The sequence below is a fragment of the Rhizobacter sp. P3_C12 genome, from assembly GCF_056402735.1.
Window position 1 is genome coordinate 1 of record NZ_JBFUGW010000153.1, and the last position, 15,359, is coordinate 15,359.

Consider the following 15,359-nt stretch of genomic DNA (forward strand, 5'->3'; position numbering starts at 1 on the left):
CAGCACGCCCAGGCCACCCGCGCCGGCGTCGGCCTCGGCGTGCTGCGTGCCCTGCGGAACGCGCCCCGGCGGCAGGCCCAGGTMGAGCAGCACCAGGTCGAAGCGCTCGCTGGCCAGCGTGCCATCGGCGGCCGCCGCATCGCGCACCCAGTCGACGGCGAAGCCTTCGAGCCGCAACGCGTTGCGCAGGCTCTCGCCGATCATCGGGTCGTCTTCCACCAGCAGCAGTCGCATCACGGGTCCAGGTCAGTCACAAGAAAAAGCATACCGCGAGCGCGGCCGGGCCGATCAGGCGCTATTGTTCCGGCTGCCCATGAAACCCCCTTCTCTGCCTCGAGGCGTCATGCCCAAAGTCCTTCGCAACACGCTGCTGTCGTTCCGCGACGTGCTGGCCACCGCCGGCCCGTTCATCTTCCTGACCATCGTCCTGCTGGTGGTCGCCTACTGGTTCCTCGACCCGACGCCGCCGCGCAAGGTGGTGCTGGCCACCGGGGTCGAGCAAGGGGCGTACGCCGAGTTCGGCAAGCGCTATGCGGAGTACCTGAAAGGGTACGGCATCCAGGTGGAGCTGCGCACCACCCATGGCGCGGCCGAGAACCTGAAGCTGCTGCGCGACCCGAATTCGGGCGTGGACATCGCGTTCACGCAGGGCGGGGCCGGCGAATCGCGCAAGAACGCCGAGGCCAATGCGCTGGCGGACGAAGACCTGAATTCGCTGGGCAGCCTGTTCTTCGAGCCGGTGTGGCTGTTCTACCGCGAGGATTCGGCGCAGCGGCTGCTGAAGGGCGTGCCGCTGGCCAGCCTGGCGCAGCTGCAGGGCTGGAAGGTGGATATCGGTGCGCGCGGCAGCGGTGCGCCGAACCTGATGCGCAAGCTGCTCGATGCCAACCGCATCGACCCCGCGTCGATGACGGTGTCGCGCGAGGAGCAGACCGACGCGGTCGTGAAGTTCCTGGCGGGCGACATCGATGCGATCGTGTTCGCGTCGGCGCCCGAGGCGCTGATGGTGCAGATGCTGCTGCAGACGCCGGGGGTGAAGCTGTTCGACTTTGCGCAGGCCGATGCGTATTCGCGGCGCTTCGCCTTCCTGACGCCGGTGACGCTGCCGCGCGGCGTGGTCGACCTGGCGGGCGACGTGCCGCCGAACGACGTGCGGCTGATCGCGCCGACCGCGACGCTGGTGGCGCGCGAGGATCTGCACCCGGCGCTGATCCAGTTGTTCGTGCAGGCGGCGGCGAAGATCCACGGGCCGGCGGGCTGGTTCCAGCGCAAGGGCGATTTTCCGAACGCGCGCGGCACCGAGCGGCCGCTGGCGCCGGAGGCGCAGCGCTTCTACACCAGCGGTTCGCCGCTGCTGCAGCGCTACCTGCCGTTCTGGCTGGCCAACCTGATCGACCGCATGTGGGTGGTGCTGGTGTCGATCGTCGCGATCCTGATCCCGCTGTCGCGCGTGGTGCCACCGCTGTACCAGTTCCGCATCCGCTCGCGCATCTTCCGCTGGTATGGGCAGCTGCGGGCGGTGGAGGACGGCCAGGGCGTGCGGCCGAACGACGAGCTGCGCTCGGAGCTGGACAAGATCGAAACGCGGGTCGGCAACGTGACGGTGCCGTTGAGCTATGCGGACGAGCTGTACTCGCTGCGCAGCCACATCAACATGGTTCGGAGGAGGTTGGATGAGGCGGGGCAGGATCCTACTGGCTGAATTTCGGTTGTTTGGGTGCAAAGGCGCGGGTGGGGAGGCTGTGGCTCGCCGGCCGGTGCGGTCAACGCGCCCGGGGGCGCGTTGACTCCCCTCCGCTGACTGGTTTCATGGCCCGTCGCCCAAACTCCCGTCACTCACTTCGTTCGTTGTGGTCAAACAGTGGGCGACAGTCAGTTCACGAAGCGTGCTGCGCACGCGGGCCATGAAACCAGCCAGCTCCGGCGCCCCGTCCCTATTGGCGCTCCACAGCCTCCCCACCCGCTCCTTTGCCGGCACCGCCGCATTGTGTTTGGGGGGAAAAGATTGAAGTGACCGACGAGCATGCGAGCGCCTGCACGCTCGTCGGTCACTTCAATCTTTTCCCCCCAACCAGAGCGGGCGGTGTTGCGCGGCGGGTGAGGGGATGGGCTGGGGGCGATTTCTGAGGCGACGGAGAAGATCGGTTTCGGGGGTGGCGCGCGCCWGCGCGCTTCGTAGACTGACTCATCGCCACTGTTTGACCACARCGARCGAAGYGAGYGGCGGGAGTTTGGCGATGCACCCCCGAAGCCGAGCTTCTTCGTGGAGTCGGCCCGCCAGGGCCGACCGCCTCGGCATGAGCCCCCAGCCCATCCCCTCACCCGCCGCGCCGCACACGGAGACAGCCCAGTAGCTACTCCTTCACCGACCCGGTCATCCCCGACACATAGTGCTCGACGAAGAACGAGTAGATGAAGGCAACAGGCAGCGACCCGAGCAGCGCCCCCGCCATCAGCGAGCCCCAGTGGTACACGTCCCCCTCCACCAGCTCGGTGATCACCCCCACCGGCACCGTCTTCATCTCCGATGACGAGATGAAGGTCAGCGCGTAGATGAACTCGTTCCACGACAGCGTGAACGCGAAGATGCCCGCCGAGATCAGCCCCGGTACCGCCAGCGGCAGCACGATCTTGATCAGGATCTGCCAGCGGCTCGCACCATCGATCAGCGCGCACTCTTCCAGCTCGTACGGGATCGAGCGGAAGTAGCCCATCAGCAGCCAGGTGCTGAACGGGATCAGGAAGGTCGGGTACGACAGGATCAGCGCCATCCGGGTGTCGAACAGCCCGAGCTGGAAGATGATCGCCGCCAGCGGGATGAACAGGATCGACGGCGGCACCAGGTACGCCAGGAAGATCGCCGCGCCCGCCGGCTTCGCCCCCTGGAACCTCAGCCGCTCGATCGCATACGCCGCCAGCACCGAAGCCACCAGCGACAGGATCGTCGACGTCACCGACACCAGCACCGTGTTCCACAACCACTCCGGATACGCCGTCTCGAACAACAGCTTGTGGAAATGCGCGAACGTCGGCTTGATGATCCAGAACGGGTTGCCGCTGCGCGCCAGCAGCTCCTCGTTCGGCTTGAACGAGGTCACCACCATCCAGTAGAACGGGAACAGCAGCACGAACACGAAGATGCCGAGCGGGATGTAGACCGTCACCCAACGCCGCGGCAGCGTCTGCAGGTAGTCCATGCCCTGCGAATCGGGCTTCTCTTGCATGGCACTTCTCTGCGTTTTCATTTGTCGCCGCCCTGCTGCCAGGCGCGCCGCTGCAGCCCGAAGTAGCTGAACATGATCGCCGCCAGCAGGAACGGCACCATCAGCGTGGCCAGCGCCGCACCCTCACCGAGCGCCCCGCCGGGAATCGCGCGCTGGAACGCGAGCGTGGCCATCAGGTGCGTCGAGTTCAGCGGGCCGCCACGCGTCAGCACGTAGATCAGCTGGAAATCGGTGAAGGTGAACAGCACCGAGAAGGTCATCACCACCGCGATGATCGGCGACAGCAGCGGCAGCGTGACGTGCCGGAACTGCTGCCACGGCGTCGCGCCGTCGATCGCCGAGGCCTCGTAGTACGAGGGCGAGATCGTCTGCAGCCCCGCCAGCAGCGAGATCGCGACGAAGGGCACGCCGCGCCAGACGTTGGCGACGATCGTCGAGAAGCGCGCGTTCCACGGGTCGCCGAGGAAATCGACATACCGGTCGATCCAGCCCAGCTTCATCAGCACCCAGCTCAGCACCGAGAACTGCGCGTCGTAGATCCACCAGAAGGCGATCGCCGACAACGCCGTCGGCACGATCCACGGCAGCAGCACCACCGCGCGGAAGAACGACTTGAACGGCAGGTTCTTGTTCAGCAGCACCGCGAGCCACAGGCCGAGCACGAACTTCAGGATGCTCGCGATCACCGTGTAGAAGAGCGTGTTGAACAGCGCCAGCCGCGCGACGCTGTCGCCCACCAGGAACTCGAAGTTCTCGAGGCCGATCCACGAGCCGCCCCGCCCGATCTTCGCGTCGGTGAAGCCCAGCCAGGTGCCCAGGCCGAGCGGGTAGGTCAGGAACACCAGCAACAGCACCGCGGCCGGCAGCATGAAGGCCAGGCCGAGGGCGTTGCGGCTGTTCTGGAGGCGCTCGAGAAGCTTCACGGGCTGGCCTCGATCAGACCTTGTAGTAGCGTTCCGCGCGCTTCTGCGCCCGCTCCATCGCCTCCTTCGGCGTCTTCGAGCCGCTGCCCGCCTCGGCCACCATGTTCGGCACGATGAAATCCGCCAGCGCCCCGGCCGAGGCATAGCCCAGCTTGCCCGCATACCCCGCCGGCCGCAGGTTCTTCACGCTGTCGCGGTACGGCGTGTGCTTCGGGTCGACCGTCCACACCGTGTTCTTCTCGTAGGCGCGCAGCGGCTGCGCGATGTAGCCTCCGGCGCCCTGCAGCCACGGGTCGAACTGCTCCTGCTCCATCATGAAGCGCATGAACTCCTTGGCCGCCTGCGGGTACTTCGTGTACTTGAAGATCATCTGGTTGAAGAACAGGTGGTTCTCCGTCGGCACCCCCACCGGCCCGATCGGGAAGGCCGCGTGGTTGATGTCGGCCGCCATCTCCTTGAGCTTCGGGTCGGGCGAGTTCTTGGCCGCGTAGTAGATCGAGATGCCGTTGTTGGTGATGCTGATCTGTCCGTCGAGGAAGGCCTTGTTGTTGTTCGGGTCCAGCCACGACAGCGTGCCCGGCACGAAGCTCGAATACAGCTCCTTCGCATACTCCAGCGCCTTCAGCGTGGACGGGCTGTCCAGCGTCACCTTGTTGTCCTTGTCGACCAGCGCGCCGCCGAAGGCCCACAGCAGCCAGTGGCACCAGGAGCTGTCGCCGGTCGCGTTGCCCAGCGCCATGCCGCCCGGCGTGCCCTTGGCGGCCAGCGCCTTGTAGAGCTTCAGGAAACCGTCGGTGTCCTTCGGCATGGTCTCGAAGCCGGCCGCCTTCATCTGGCTCTCGCGGTACACCACCAGCGAGCCGGTCGCCCCGAGCGCGACACCGATCCACTTCTTGCCGTCGGGCCGCAGGAAGGCCTCGCAGGCGGGGTACCAGCCGCCGTATTTCTTGCCGAGGTACTCGCACAGGTCGGTCACGTCGAGCAGCTTGTCGGGGTACAGGTTCGCGTCGTCGTTGGTCGACAGGATGATGTCGGGCCCGGCACCGGTGTTGGCCGCGACGGCTGCCTTCGGCCGCACGTCTTCCCAGCCCTCGTTGTCGACGCGCACCTCGATGCCGGTCTTCTCGGTGAAGCGCTTGACGTTCACCATGTACGCATCGATGTCGCCCTGCACGAAGCGGCTCCAGCGCAGCACGCGCAGCTTGGCGCCCTTCTCGGGCTTGTAGGCGAGCGTCTGCGCGCCGGCATCGGGCGTCCACAGTGCGCCCGTGCCGAGCGCGGCCACGCCAGCGGCCCCTTCCAGAAACTTGCGCCGATCGAATTCACTCATCGTTGTCTCCTGGTCAAGTTGTGAGGCGGCGCACTGCGGCACCGTGAAGGAATCAGGCCATCAGGCGGCCAATCGCTTGCCGCTGCCGGCGTCGAACAGGTGCGCGCGGCCGAGGTCGGGCTGCAGGTGGATGGTCGCGCCGGGCTCGAAGCTGTGCCGCTCGTGGAACACCACCGACACTTCGGTGCCCTGGTGCCGGCAGGCGACGAAGGTGTCGGCACCGGTCGGCTCCACCACCACCACCTGCGACGGGATGCCGCCGCTGTCGCCGAGCGCCAGGTGCTCCGGCCGCGTGCCGAAGATCACCGGCTGGCCGTCCTCGCCCACCGCGCGCGTCGGCGCGTTCATCTGCGTGCCGTCGGCCAGCTCCACCTGCAGCAGGCCGGCCCGGCGGCGCAGCGTGCCGGGCAGGAAGTTCATCGACGGCGAGCCGATGAAGCCGGCCACGAACAGGTTCGCGGGGTAGTCGTACAGCGTCAGCGGGCTGCCGGTCTGCTCGATGCGGCCGTCGCGCATCACGACGATCTGGTCGGCCATCGTCATCGCCTCGATCTGGTCGTGCGTGACGTAGACCGAGGTGGTCTTCAGGCGCTGGTGCAGTTCCTTGATCTCGCTGCGCATCGCGACGCGCAGCTTGGCGTCGAGGTTGGACAGCGGCTCGTCGAACAGGAACACCTGCGGATCGCGCACGATCGCGCGGCCCATCGCGACGCGCTGCCGCTGGCCGCCGGAGAGCTGGCGCGGGTAGCGGTCGAGCAGCTCGCTCAGCCCGAGGATGCCGGCGGCGCGCGCCACCTTCTCGTCGGCCACCGCCTTGTCCTGCTTCGCGAGCATCAGCGAGAAGGCCATGTTGTCGCGCACCGTCATGTGCGGGTACAGCGCGTAGTTCTGGAACACCATCGCGATGTCGCGCTGCTTGGGCGGCAGTTCGTTGACGCGGCGCTCGCCGATGCGGATCTCGCCGTCGGATATTTCCTCGAGCCCCGCGATCATGCGCAGCAGCGTCGACTTGCCGCAGCCCGAGGGGCCGACCAGCACGGTGAACGCGCCGTCGGCGATCTCGATGTCCACGCCGTGCAGCACCTGCACCGAGCCGAAGCGCTTCTTCACCGACTGGATCGTCACACTCGCCATGCGTCAAGCCTCGCGTCATGCCTGGAGGGGCAGGCGGTTGTATGACGACACCAATGACCCTGTCAATCGGCGCTGCCCCTGCTCGCGACAACCCGCAGTGCGCGCATGATGGGCCGGCGCCGAGCCCGTGTGCTCGACGGGAGGCACCCCATGAAACTGCTGATCACCGGCGGGGCCGGCTTCGTCGGCACGCGCCTGGCCCGGGCGCTGTTGTCGCGCGGCACGCTGAACGGGCGACGCATCGAGACGCTGGTGCTGGCCGACCAGGCCGCACCGCGCGCCGACCTGCTGGCCGACGCGCGCGTGAAGGCGCGCACCGGGCCCTTGCTGGCGCAGTGCGCTGCGCTGCGCGACGAGCCCTTCGACGGCGTGTTCCACCTGGCATCGGCGGTGTCGGGCGAATGCGAGGCCGATTTCGAGCTCGGCCTGCGCTCGAACCTGGACAGCACGCGGGCGCTCTTCGATGCGCTGCGCGCGACGGTGCAGCAGGGTGCGCCGGTGCCGCGGCTGGTGTTCTCCAGCTCGGTCGCGGTGTTCGGGCCGGACGCCGCGGTGCCGATGCCGCAACGCGTGCACGACGACACGCTGCCGGCGCCACAGACCTCGTACGGCACGCACAAGCTGATGTGCGAGTACCTGCTGGCCGACTACACGCGCAAGGGTTTCATCGACGGCCGCGCGGCCCGGCTGATGACGGTGACGGTGCGCCCGGGGCGGCCGAACGGGGCGGCCTCGTCGTTCTTCTCCGGGATCGTCCGCGAGCCGCTGGCCGGCGAGGAGGCGGTGTGCCCGGTGTCGGCCAACACCTGCCACCCGGTGGCCTCGCCGGCGCGCACGGTGGAGGGGCTGATCGCGGTGTTCGAGGCGAGCCGCGAGGCCTTCCAGGGCCGGCTCGCGATGAACCTGCCGGCGCTGAACATCTGCGTCGGCCAGATGCTGGATGCGCTGGAAGAAGTGGCCGGCCGCGCGGTGCGCGAGCGGGTGCGCTTCGTCAGCGACGAGCGCATCGCCGGCATCGTGTCCGGCTGGGCGAAGGGCGCCGAGTCGGCCCGCGCGGCGCGGCTCGGGCTGAAGCCGGACGGCAGCTTCACCGAGATCATCCGGCAGTACATCGCCGACTGCGAGGCGGAGCCGGACGGGGCGCGGGCGCTGAAAGGCCTGACCCGATGAGCCGCATCGACCTCACCGGCGGACGCCCGGCATGCTGGCCACGCCCTTGAAGAAGGTGTAGCAGAACACGCCGTCGCCTTCGGCCGTCCGCTGCAGCTCCCGCAACCCCGCATCGAACCCCTCCGCCGTCGCCAGCCCCGCCGCCAACGCCGGCGCCCTCACCCCTTCGATCATCGCGTTGAAGGTCTTGCGCGTGAACCCGTCGACCCAACCCGGCCGGCTGGCATCCGCATACACCTGCCGTGGGCTCACCCTGACATCGTCGAACCCCGCCTCGACCAGCAGCGGATGCAGCGTCCGCCCGATCAGCGCATTGCCGCCCGCACGCCGCTGCAACTCGACCTGGCAGGCAATCGCCGCCCGCGCCGCCGCGCCCTCGGGATGAAAGCACACCGTGCCGTGATCCCCCTCGATCACCGTGATGCGGCCGCCCGGCTTCAGCAGCCGCGCCAGCGTTCCCAGCACCTGCACCGGCTGACCGAGGTGCTCCAGCACGAAGCAGACGAACACATGATCGAACGTGGCCGGCGCGAACGGCAGGTCGGCCAGGTCGGCCCACAGCAGTTCCACGTTCCCGAGCCGCGCCTGCTCGATGCGCCGCCGCGCCTCGGCCAGCGACTCGTGCGACACGTCGAAGCTGGTGAAGCGTGCCAGCGGGCTGCGCCGCGCCAGCGTCACCGTCTGCGCGCCGACGCCGCAGCCCACCTCCAGCACGCGGCTGCCGGCCGGGAAATGCGTGTCGCCGTGCAGCAGGTCGACCAGCGTGCGGGCCTGGTCGGTCAGCCGGTCTTGTTCATGCGATTGATAGCCGTGGACATAGGACGAGGGGGAGGACATGGCGTGTGGAAACAGGAGTCGCGATGCCCGCAGTCTCCCGGCCCTCGGCCGAACGCGTCTTGAACGTTATTGCAGCCCCGCCGCCCGCCACGCCCCCGGCGTGAAGCCGTAGAGCCGCGCGAACACGCGTGTCATGTGGCTCTGGTCCGAGAACCCGCACTCGGCCGCCGCCTCGGCCAGCGGCAGCCCGCGGCGGATCGATCCGCGCGCCCGTTCGGCCCGCTGCTGCTGCAACCACGCGTGCGGCGGCAGCCCGCAAGCCTTCTCGAAGCGCCGCAGCAGCTGGTACTTGCTGGCACCCACCATCGCGGCCAGTTCGCCCAGCGTCGGCGGGTTCTGCAGGTCGTCGGCCAATCGCTCGCGCACGCGCGCGAGGTCGCCGCCGACCTCGCGCGGCAGCACGCGGCTGCCGTGCCGCGCGACCAGTTCGCCGCACACCCGCACCAGCGCCTCTTCGCAGCCCAGCGCCTGCATGCGCCCCTGCTCCCACGCATCGAGCCGGGCGAACAGTTGCAGCAGCCCGGCGCGCAGCGGTGCGTCGGCGATCACCGGCCGCGTCACCGCGAAGTCCTCGCCCAGGCCCGAAACACGCAGCAGCGCCGCCGGGGACAGGTACACCATGCGCCAGCGCCGCGCCGGCCCGCCCAGCGGCCTGCCGTCGTGCACCTCGCCGGGGTTGGTGGTGATCACATCCCCCGCCTGTGCATCCACCTGCCCACGCCCGCTGGCCGAGCGCTGCGCGCCCTGCTGCATCAGGCCGAACCCGTAGGTCGCGTGCCAGTGGCGGGCATAGTGGCGGTCGCTGTCCATCGCCGTGCCGTGCACGTCCTCCCAGGGCGAGCCGGTGACGCGCGATGTCGAGGAGGAAGCCATCGGCCGATTGTGCGGCAGCCCCATGTTTCAATCATGAACGGCGCGCCCGGACACGACATACCGCGTTAACGCCCGGCGCCTCCAATTCGTGCCGCGGGCCGCGCAACGACGGCCCCGACCACAGGAGACGACACACCATGCAAGCCATCCTCCGGGCCACCACCCTGGCCGCGACCCTCTGCTTCGCGGCCTTCGGCGCCCAGGCCGTCACGCTGAAGATCTCGTGCGGGGCCGTCGGGCTCGAGTTCCAGCTCTGCAAGGAGGAGTCCGACGCCTGGGCCCGGAAGACCGGCAACGAGGTGCAGGTCATCAACGCGCCCAACGACTCGAACGAGCGCCTCGCGCTGTACCAGCAGATCCTCGGCAGCGGCTCCGACAAGATCGACATCTACCAGATCGACGTCGTCTGGCCCGGCCTGCTCGCCAGCCACCTGATCGACCTGAAACCCTACACCCAGGGCGCCGAGAAGGAACACTTCCCGGCCATCATCGTCAACAACACCGTCGGCGACAAACTGGTCGCGATGCCGTGGTTCACCGACGCCGGCCTGCTGTTCTACCGCAAGGACCTGCTCGAGAAATACAAGGTCGCGCCGCCCACCACCTGGGACGCACTCGCCGCCGCCGCGAAGAAGATCCAGGACGGCGAACGCGCCGCCGGCAACCCGAAGATGTGGGGCTTCGTCTGGCAAGGCCGCGCCTACGAAGGCCTGAGCTGCAACGCCACCGAATGGCTCGCGAGCTTCGGCGGCGGCGCCATCGTCGAGCCGAACGGCAAGGTCTCGGTCAACAACGCCAACGCGATCAAGGCGCTGCAGACCGCCGCCAGCTGGGTCGGCACCATCACGCCGAAGGCGGTGCTGAACTACGCCGAGGAAGATAGCCGCGGCGTGTTCCAGTCGGGCAATGCGGTGTTCCTGCGCAACTGGCCCTACGTCTGGGCGCTCGCGCACAAGCCCGACAGCCAGATCGCCGGCAAGGTCGGCGTGATGCCGTTGCCCGCCGGCGGAGCCGGTGGTCGCAGCGCCGCGACGCTCGGCGGCTGGCAGCTCTCGGTGTCGAAGTACTCGAAGAATGCCGCCGTGGCCGCCGACCTCGTGAACTACCTCGTCAGCGCCGCGGTGCAGAAGGACCGCGCGATCAAGGCCTCGTACAACCCGACGCTGCCGGCCCTCTACAAGGACGCCGAGGTGATGAAGGCCAACCCCTTCATGGCCGAACTCGGCAGCACCTTCGCCGCCGCGGTGAGCCGCCCGTCGACGGTGACGGCCGCGCAGTACAACCAGGTCAGCAACCTGTTCTGGAACGCGGCGCACGACGTGCTCTCCGGCAAGACCAAGGCGCCGCAGGCGGTGGCCGACCTCGACAGGCAACTCAACAAGCTCGCCCCCGCCGACAAATGGAACTGAGCGGCACCGGCCTGCAGCGCGCGCGGCGCGTGCAGGCCTGGTGGCTGGTGCTGCCGACGCTCGCGGTGCTGGCGGCGGTGGCGGGCTGGCCGCTCGCGCGCACGCTGTTCTTCAGCCTGACGGACGCCAAGCTGTCGGCGCTCGGCACGCAGCGCTTCGTCGGGCTCGACAACTACCTCGGCCAGCGCTTCGGCGACGGCGGCGTGCTGTTCGATCCCGAATGGTGGGCCTCGGTCGGCAACACGCTGCGGTTCACCGTGAGCTCGGTGCTGCTCGAGACGTTGCTGGGCCTGGGCACCGCGCTGCTGCTGAACCACCCGTCGCGGCTGCGCACGCTGCTGCGCGCCGCGATGCTGGTGCCGTGGGCGATCCCGACCGTGGTGTCCGCGAAGATGTGGACCTGGATGCTGCACGACCAGTTCGGCGTCATCAACACCGCGCTGGTGGCCGCCGGCCTCATCGACGAGCCGCTCGCCTGGACGGCCGACCCGTCGCTCTCGTTCATCACGATCGTGATGGTCGACGTCTGGAAGACCACGCCCTTCATGGCGCTGCTGACGCTGGCCGCGCTGCAGATGGTGCCGCGCGACTGCCACGAGGCGGCGCAGATCGACGGTGCGTCGCCGTGGACGATCTTCTCGCACATCACGCTGCCGCTGATCCTGCCGGCGATGCTGGTGGCGATGGTGTTCCGCGGGCTCGACGCGCTGCGCGTGTTCGACGTGATCTACGTGATGACCTCCAACAGCCGCGCGACACGCAGCATGTCGGTCTACGTGCGCGAGCAGTTGATCGATTTCCAGAAGATCGGCCCGGGCTCGGCCGCAGCGACGCTGCTGTTCGTGACCATCGCGGTCGTCACGATCGCGTGGCTGCTGGCGACGCGCTCGCGGATGCGGGAGCTGGGCTGATGCGCTCGCGGCAACCGCCCCTCGCCACCGCGCTGCGCCGCGGCGCCTCGCTGGGGGTGATCTTCGTCTCGCTGTTCCCGCTCGCCTATGCGATCGCCACCTCGTTCAAGCAGGGCAGCGACCTGTTCGGCGCGCAGTTCTGGCCGAGCCGCGCCGTGATCGGCAACTACGTGGCGCTGTTCCGCGACCAGCCGTTCGGCACCAACCTGCTGAACTCGACGCTGGTGGCCGGCGTCGTCGTCGCGCTGTCGCTGGGGCTCGCGCTGCTGTCGGCCTGGGCGCTCGGGCGGGTGCGCTTTCGGGGGCGGCAGGCGCTGATGCTGACCATCCTCGGCGTCTCGATGTTCCCGCACGTCGCGGTGCTGGCGGGGCTGTTCGAGCTGGTCAGCGCGCTGGGCCTGTACGACAGCCTGGCGGCGCTGATGCTGTCGGACCTGCTGTTCACGCTGCCCTTCACCGTGTGGGTGCTGACCACCTTCATGCGCGACCTGCCGAAGGAAGTGGAAGAGGCCGCGCTGATGGACGGTGCCGGCGTGTTCACGATGATCTTCCGCGTCTTCCTGCCGATGCTGTGGCCGGCGCTGGTGGCGACCGGGCTGCTGGCCTTCATCGGCGCGTGGAACGAGTTCCTGTTCGCGCTGAGCTTCACGCTGTCGTCGACCGAGCGCACGGTGCCGGTGGCGATCGCGCTGATCTCGGGCGCCAGCAGCTACGAGCTGCCCTGGGGCAACCTGATGGCGGCGTCGGTCATCGTCACGCTGCCGCTGATCGCACTGGTGCTGGCGTTCCAGCGCTACATCGTGTCCGGCCTCATCGCCGGCGCCGTCAAGGGATGAACAACACCATGAACCAGATCACGCTGAAGCAAGACAACGACTGGTGGCGCCATGCCGTCATCTACGAGGTCTACCCGCGCAGCTTCCAGGACAGCAATGGCGACGGCATCGGCGACCTCGACGGCATCACCGCGCGGCTGCCCTACCTGAAGGGGCTGGGCGTCGACGCGGTGTGGATCGCGCCGTTCTTCCGCAGCCCGATGCGCGACTTCGGCTACGACGTGTCGGACTACCTCGATGTCGATCCGATGTTCGGCACGATGCGCTCGTTCGAGACGCTGGTGGAATGCGCGCATTCGCTGGGGCTGCGCGTGATGATCGACCTGGTGCTCAGCCACAGCTCCGACCAGCACCCGTGGTTTGCCGCGAGCCGTGCCGACCGCAGCAACCTGCAGGCCGACTGGTACGTGTGGGCCGACGCGCAGCCCGACGGCACGCCGCCGAACAACTGGCTGAGCATCTTCGGCGGCTCGGCCTGGCAGTGGGACACGCGGCGCGAGCAGTACTACCTGCACAATTTCCTGGCCAGCCAGCCGGACCTGAACTTCCACACGCCGGCCGTGCAGGACGCGCTGCTCGAGGTGGCGCGCTTCTGGCTGGTGCGCGGTGTCGACGGCTTCCGGCTCGACACCGTCAACTTCTACACGCACGACCGCCAGCTGCGCAGCAACCCGCCGCAGCCTGCCGGGCAGTTCGCCGGCGCGGCACACCGCAGCAACCCGTATGCGTGGCAGCGCCACCTGTACGACAAGACGCAGCCGGAGAACCTCGTCTTCATCGAGCGCCTGCGCGCGCTGTGCGACGGCTTCCCCGGTTCGGTGCTGCTCGGCGAGATCGGCGACGACCAGCAGTACAGGACGCTGGCCGAGTACACCGAGGGCGACAAGCGCCTGCAGATGGCCTACGTGTTCCGGCTGCTGGAGCGCGACTGCTCGGCGCGCCACCTGGCCGGCGTGCTCGAGGAGTACCTGCGCGACGCGAGCCGCTCGCGGGTGTGCTGGTCGGTCGGCAACCACGACGTGGAGCGCGTCGCGTCGCGCTGGTCGGCGTGGGGTGCGACGGCGCGGCAGCGTGCCGAGCTGGCCGCAGCGCTGCTGCTGTCGCTGCCCGGCGGCAAGTGCATCTACCAGGGCGAGGAACTCGGGCTGACCGAGGTCGACGTGCCGTTCGAGCAGCTGCGCGACCCGTTCGGCATCACGATGTGGCCGCAGAAGATGGGCCGCGACGGCTGCCGCACGCCGATGCCGTGGACGCGCGCACCGGGTGCCGGCTTCACGACCGGCACGCCGTGGCTGCCGATCGCCGACGAGCACCTGCCGCTGGCGGTGCGCGAGCAGGTGGGCGATGCGGGCTCGCTGCATGCGTTCTACGTGGACTGGCTGGGCTGGCACCGCCGCGAACGCCTGCTGCGCGATGGCACGCTGCAGCTGCTGGCGCCGACCGACCAGGTGCTGGCCTTCGAGCGCGTGGCCGGCGGGGAGTCGCTGATCTGCGTGTTCAACCTGTCGGGCGAGCCGGCGGGCTACCGGATCGACCGCGATGCGGTGGCGATGGCGGAGCGGTCGATCGGGGCCCGGCTGGAAGGGGGAGAGGTGCGGTTGGAGCGGTGCGGGATGTTGTTTGCGCGGGTGGGTGGCGGAGGGTGAGGCTCAGACGGCCTCAGGGAAGCGCCTGAAGGCCATCGGCGATATCTCTGCGCTCGTGCAAGACACGCACGAGTTCAATGCAATCACCACCGTCGAAATACGCGAGCAGGTACGGAAATTTCTTGAGTCGCCAGGTTCGCAGGCCGGACATCTGGAGTTCGACGGCATACCGAGGCGAACCAGTGGCCGACTGGGCAGCCACATGACGAAGCCCGATGTCGACCGCCTCCACGAAGCGATTTGCGAGATCGTCCCCGCCTTCAGTCAAGTAGTAGCCCACCGCATCATGGAAGTCGCGCTCCGCCTGTTCACGCCACAACAGCGGGCGAAGCGTCACCGCGACGCCGCCTTGCGAATCCGCTGGCGCTGCGCCTCGATGATGCTTTCGTGGCTGCGCTCACTGATCGGCGATGCGAGGCCTTCCATCACCAACGCCTTGAGCGCCATCCGGTCTTGATCCTTGCGGATCAGGTCGCGCACGTATTCGCTGCTGGTGCCGTAGCCGCGGGCGGCCACCTGTTCGTCGACATAGTCCTTCAAGGCGTCCGGAAGCGAGATGTTCATCGTGCTCATCCGCGGAATGGTAGTCACGTTGGCAAAATTTGGCAAAGTCATGGTCGAGGAAATGGCTGGGTAGATCCGGCGCAGTCTGAAATTCGACCCCGTCAGCGTCAACCAGTCCATATGAACGCTTGACTCGGCACGCTCGCAGCGGCGAGGGACATTCCCAGGCCCGCCCCCGGCAGCGCTTTCGTATAGTCCCCCGATGCCCACCCCCCACCGCATCCTGGTCCTCGACGACGAGCCCGACGTGCTCGACTGGATCGGCGCGGTGCTCACCGATGGCGGCCTGCAGGCCACCGCCGTGCAGACCGGCACCGAGATGCAGCGCGCGCTGCGCGAGCGCCCGCATTCGCTGGTGATGCTCGACCTGAAGCTGCGCGGCGAGGACGGCCTCGCGATCGCGCGCGAGCTGCGCCGCAGCTCCACCGTGCCGATCATCATGATGAGCGGCAAGGGCGACGAGGCCGACCGGGTGCTCGGGCTGGAGCTCGCTGCCGACGAC

General features: G+C 68.5%; 16 protein-coding genes. 7 read left to right on the forward strand and 9 right to left on the reverse strand.

From position 1 onward, the window contains the following. The coding region (locus AC1DXV_RS21325) for a response regulator (protein ID WP_477935426.1) at positions 1 to 234 on the reverse strand (234 nt) is incomplete at its 3' end. Positions 235 to 343: 109 nt separating this feature from the next. Here AC1DXV_RS21325 and AC1DXV_RS21330 point away from each other — a divergent pair. Further along, positions 344 to 1,702, forward strand: a complete 1,359-nt coding sequence (locus AC1DXV_RS21330; protein ID WP_477873577.1) for a TAXI family TRAP transporter solute-binding subunit — start codon at positions 344 to 346, stop codon at positions 1,700 to 1,702. Positions 1,703 to 2,354: 652 nt separating this feature from the next. Here the strand turns inward: AC1DXV_RS21330 and AC1DXV_RS21335 are convergent. The 4 genes from AC1DXV_RS21335 to AC1DXV_RS21350 form a co-directional block, all read right to left on the reverse strand. Then, a complete protein-coding gene (locus AC1DXV_RS21335; protein WP_477935428.1) occupies positions 2,355 to 3,224 on the reverse strand; it encodes a carbohydrate ABC transporter permease in 870 nt (289 codons plus the stop codon). 17 nt (positions 3,225 to 3,241) lie between these two features. Continuing rightward, positions 3,242 to 4,093, reverse strand: coding sequence for a carbohydrate ABC transporter permease (locus AC1DXV_RS21340; protein WP_477870030.1), 852 nt, complete (start codon positions 4,091 to 4,093; stop codon positions 3,242 to 3,244). A 67-nt stretch (positions 4,094 to 4,160) separates the two neighbouring features. Next, positions 4,161 to 5,477, reverse strand: coding sequence for an ABC transporter substrate-binding protein (locus tag AC1DXV_RS21345; protein WP_477870029.1), 1,317 nt, complete (start codon positions 5,475 to 5,477; stop codon positions 4,161 to 4,163). A gap of 60 nt (positions 5,478 to 5,537) precedes the next feature. Beyond that, entirely contained in the window at positions 5,538 to 6,611 is a 1,074-nt protein-coding gene (locus AC1DXV_RS21350) for an ABC transporter ATP-binding protein (protein ID WP_477870027.1), read from the reverse strand. 150 nt (positions 6,612 to 6,761) lie between these two features. Between AC1DXV_RS21350 and denD the strand changes: the two genes are divergently transcribed. Then, positions 6,762 to 7,781, forward strand: a complete 1,020-nt coding sequence (gene denD, locus AC1DXV_RS21355) for a D-erythronate dehydrogenase (protein WP_477935430.1) — start codon at positions 6,762 to 6,764, stop codon at positions 7,779 to 7,781. A gap of 12 nt (positions 7,782 to 7,793) precedes the next feature. Here the strand turns inward: denD and AC1DXV_RS21360 are convergent, their stop codons facing one another. Together AC1DXV_RS21360 and AC1DXV_RS21365 are read right to left on the reverse strand one after the other, a co-directional pair. Further along, complete coding sequence (locus AC1DXV_RS21360; RefSeq protein WP_477935432.1) at positions 7,794 to 8,618, reverse strand: methyltransferase domain-containing protein; 825 nt, start codon at positions 8,616 to 8,618, stop codon at positions 7,794 to 7,796. A gap of 66 nt (positions 8,619 to 8,684) precedes the next feature. After that, positions 8,685 to 9,491 carry an AraC family ligand binding domain-containing protein gene (locus tag AC1DXV_RS21365; protein WP_477935434.1) on the reverse strand — a complete coding sequence of 269 codons (807 nt, stop codon included), beginning with the start codon at positions 9,489 to 9,491 and terminating at the stop codon, positions 8,685 to 8,687. A 137-nt stretch (positions 9,492 to 9,628) separates the two neighbouring features. On the opposite strand from AC1DXV_RS21365, the gene AC1DXV_RS21370 reads away from it, so the two are divergent. Genes AC1DXV_RS21370 through AC1DXV_RS21385 form a run of 4 tightly spaced genes read left to right on the forward strand, consistent with a single transcriptional unit; the run spans position 9,629 to position 14,293 of the window. Then, the gene (locus tag AC1DXV_RS21370; protein ID WP_477935436.1) at positions 9,629 to 10,900 is read left to right on the forward strand and encodes an ABC transporter substrate-binding protein; all 1,272 of its coding nucleotides are present in this window, start codon (positions 9,629 to 9,631) and stop codon (positions 10,898 to 10,900) included. Next, positions 10,891 to 11,811 (forward strand): carbohydrate ABC transporter permease, encoded by a 921-nt coding sequence (locus AC1DXV_RS21375; protein WP_477870658.1) that lies wholly within the window; start codon positions 10,891 to 10,893, stop codon positions 11,809 to 11,811. The genes AC1DXV_RS21370 and AC1DXV_RS21375 overlap by 10 nt, the downstream gene beginning before the upstream one ends. Then, positions 11,811 to 12,647: a carbohydrate ABC transporter permease gene (locus AC1DXV_RS21380; protein ID WP_477870660.1), complete on the forward strand. Its 837-nt coding sequence runs from the start codon at positions 11,811 to 11,813 to the stop codon at positions 12,645 to 12,647. Before AC1DXV_RS21375 ends, AC1DXV_RS21380 begins: the two co-directional genes overlap by 1 nt. An 8-nt stretch (positions 12,648 to 12,655) precedes the next feature. Further along, the gene (locus AC1DXV_RS21385) at positions 12,656 to 14,293 is read left to right on the forward strand and encodes an alpha-glucosidase (protein WP_477935438.1); all 1,638 of its coding nucleotides are present in this window, start codon (positions 12,656 to 12,658) and stop codon (positions 14,291 to 14,293) included. A 13-nt stretch (positions 14,294 to 14,306) separates the two neighbouring features. Here the strand turns inward: AC1DXV_RS21385 and AC1DXV_RS21390 are convergent, their stop codons facing one another. Both AC1DXV_RS21390 and AC1DXV_RS21395 read right to left on the reverse strand, forming a co-directional pair. Continuing rightward, entirely contained in the window at positions 14,307 to 14,630 is a 324-nt protein-coding gene (locus AC1DXV_RS21390) for a type II toxin-antitoxin system RelE/ParE family toxin (protein WP_477873381.1), read from the reverse strand. After that, positions 14,627 to 14,866, reverse strand: coding sequence for a type II toxin-antitoxin system ParD family antitoxin (locus tag AC1DXV_RS21395; RefSeq protein ID WP_477873385.1), 240 nt, complete (start codon positions 14,864 to 14,866; stop codon positions 14,627 to 14,629). The genes AC1DXV_RS21390 and AC1DXV_RS21395 overlap by 4 nt, the downstream gene beginning before the upstream one ends. Before the next feature lie 193 nt (positions 14,867 to 15,059). Between AC1DXV_RS21395 and AC1DXV_RS21400 the strand changes: the two genes are divergently transcribed. Next, positions 15,060 to 15,359, forward strand: a 300-nt coding sequence (locus tag AC1DXV_RS21400; protein ID WP_477935440.1) for a response regulator, incomplete at its 3' end; no start/stop codon positions are given.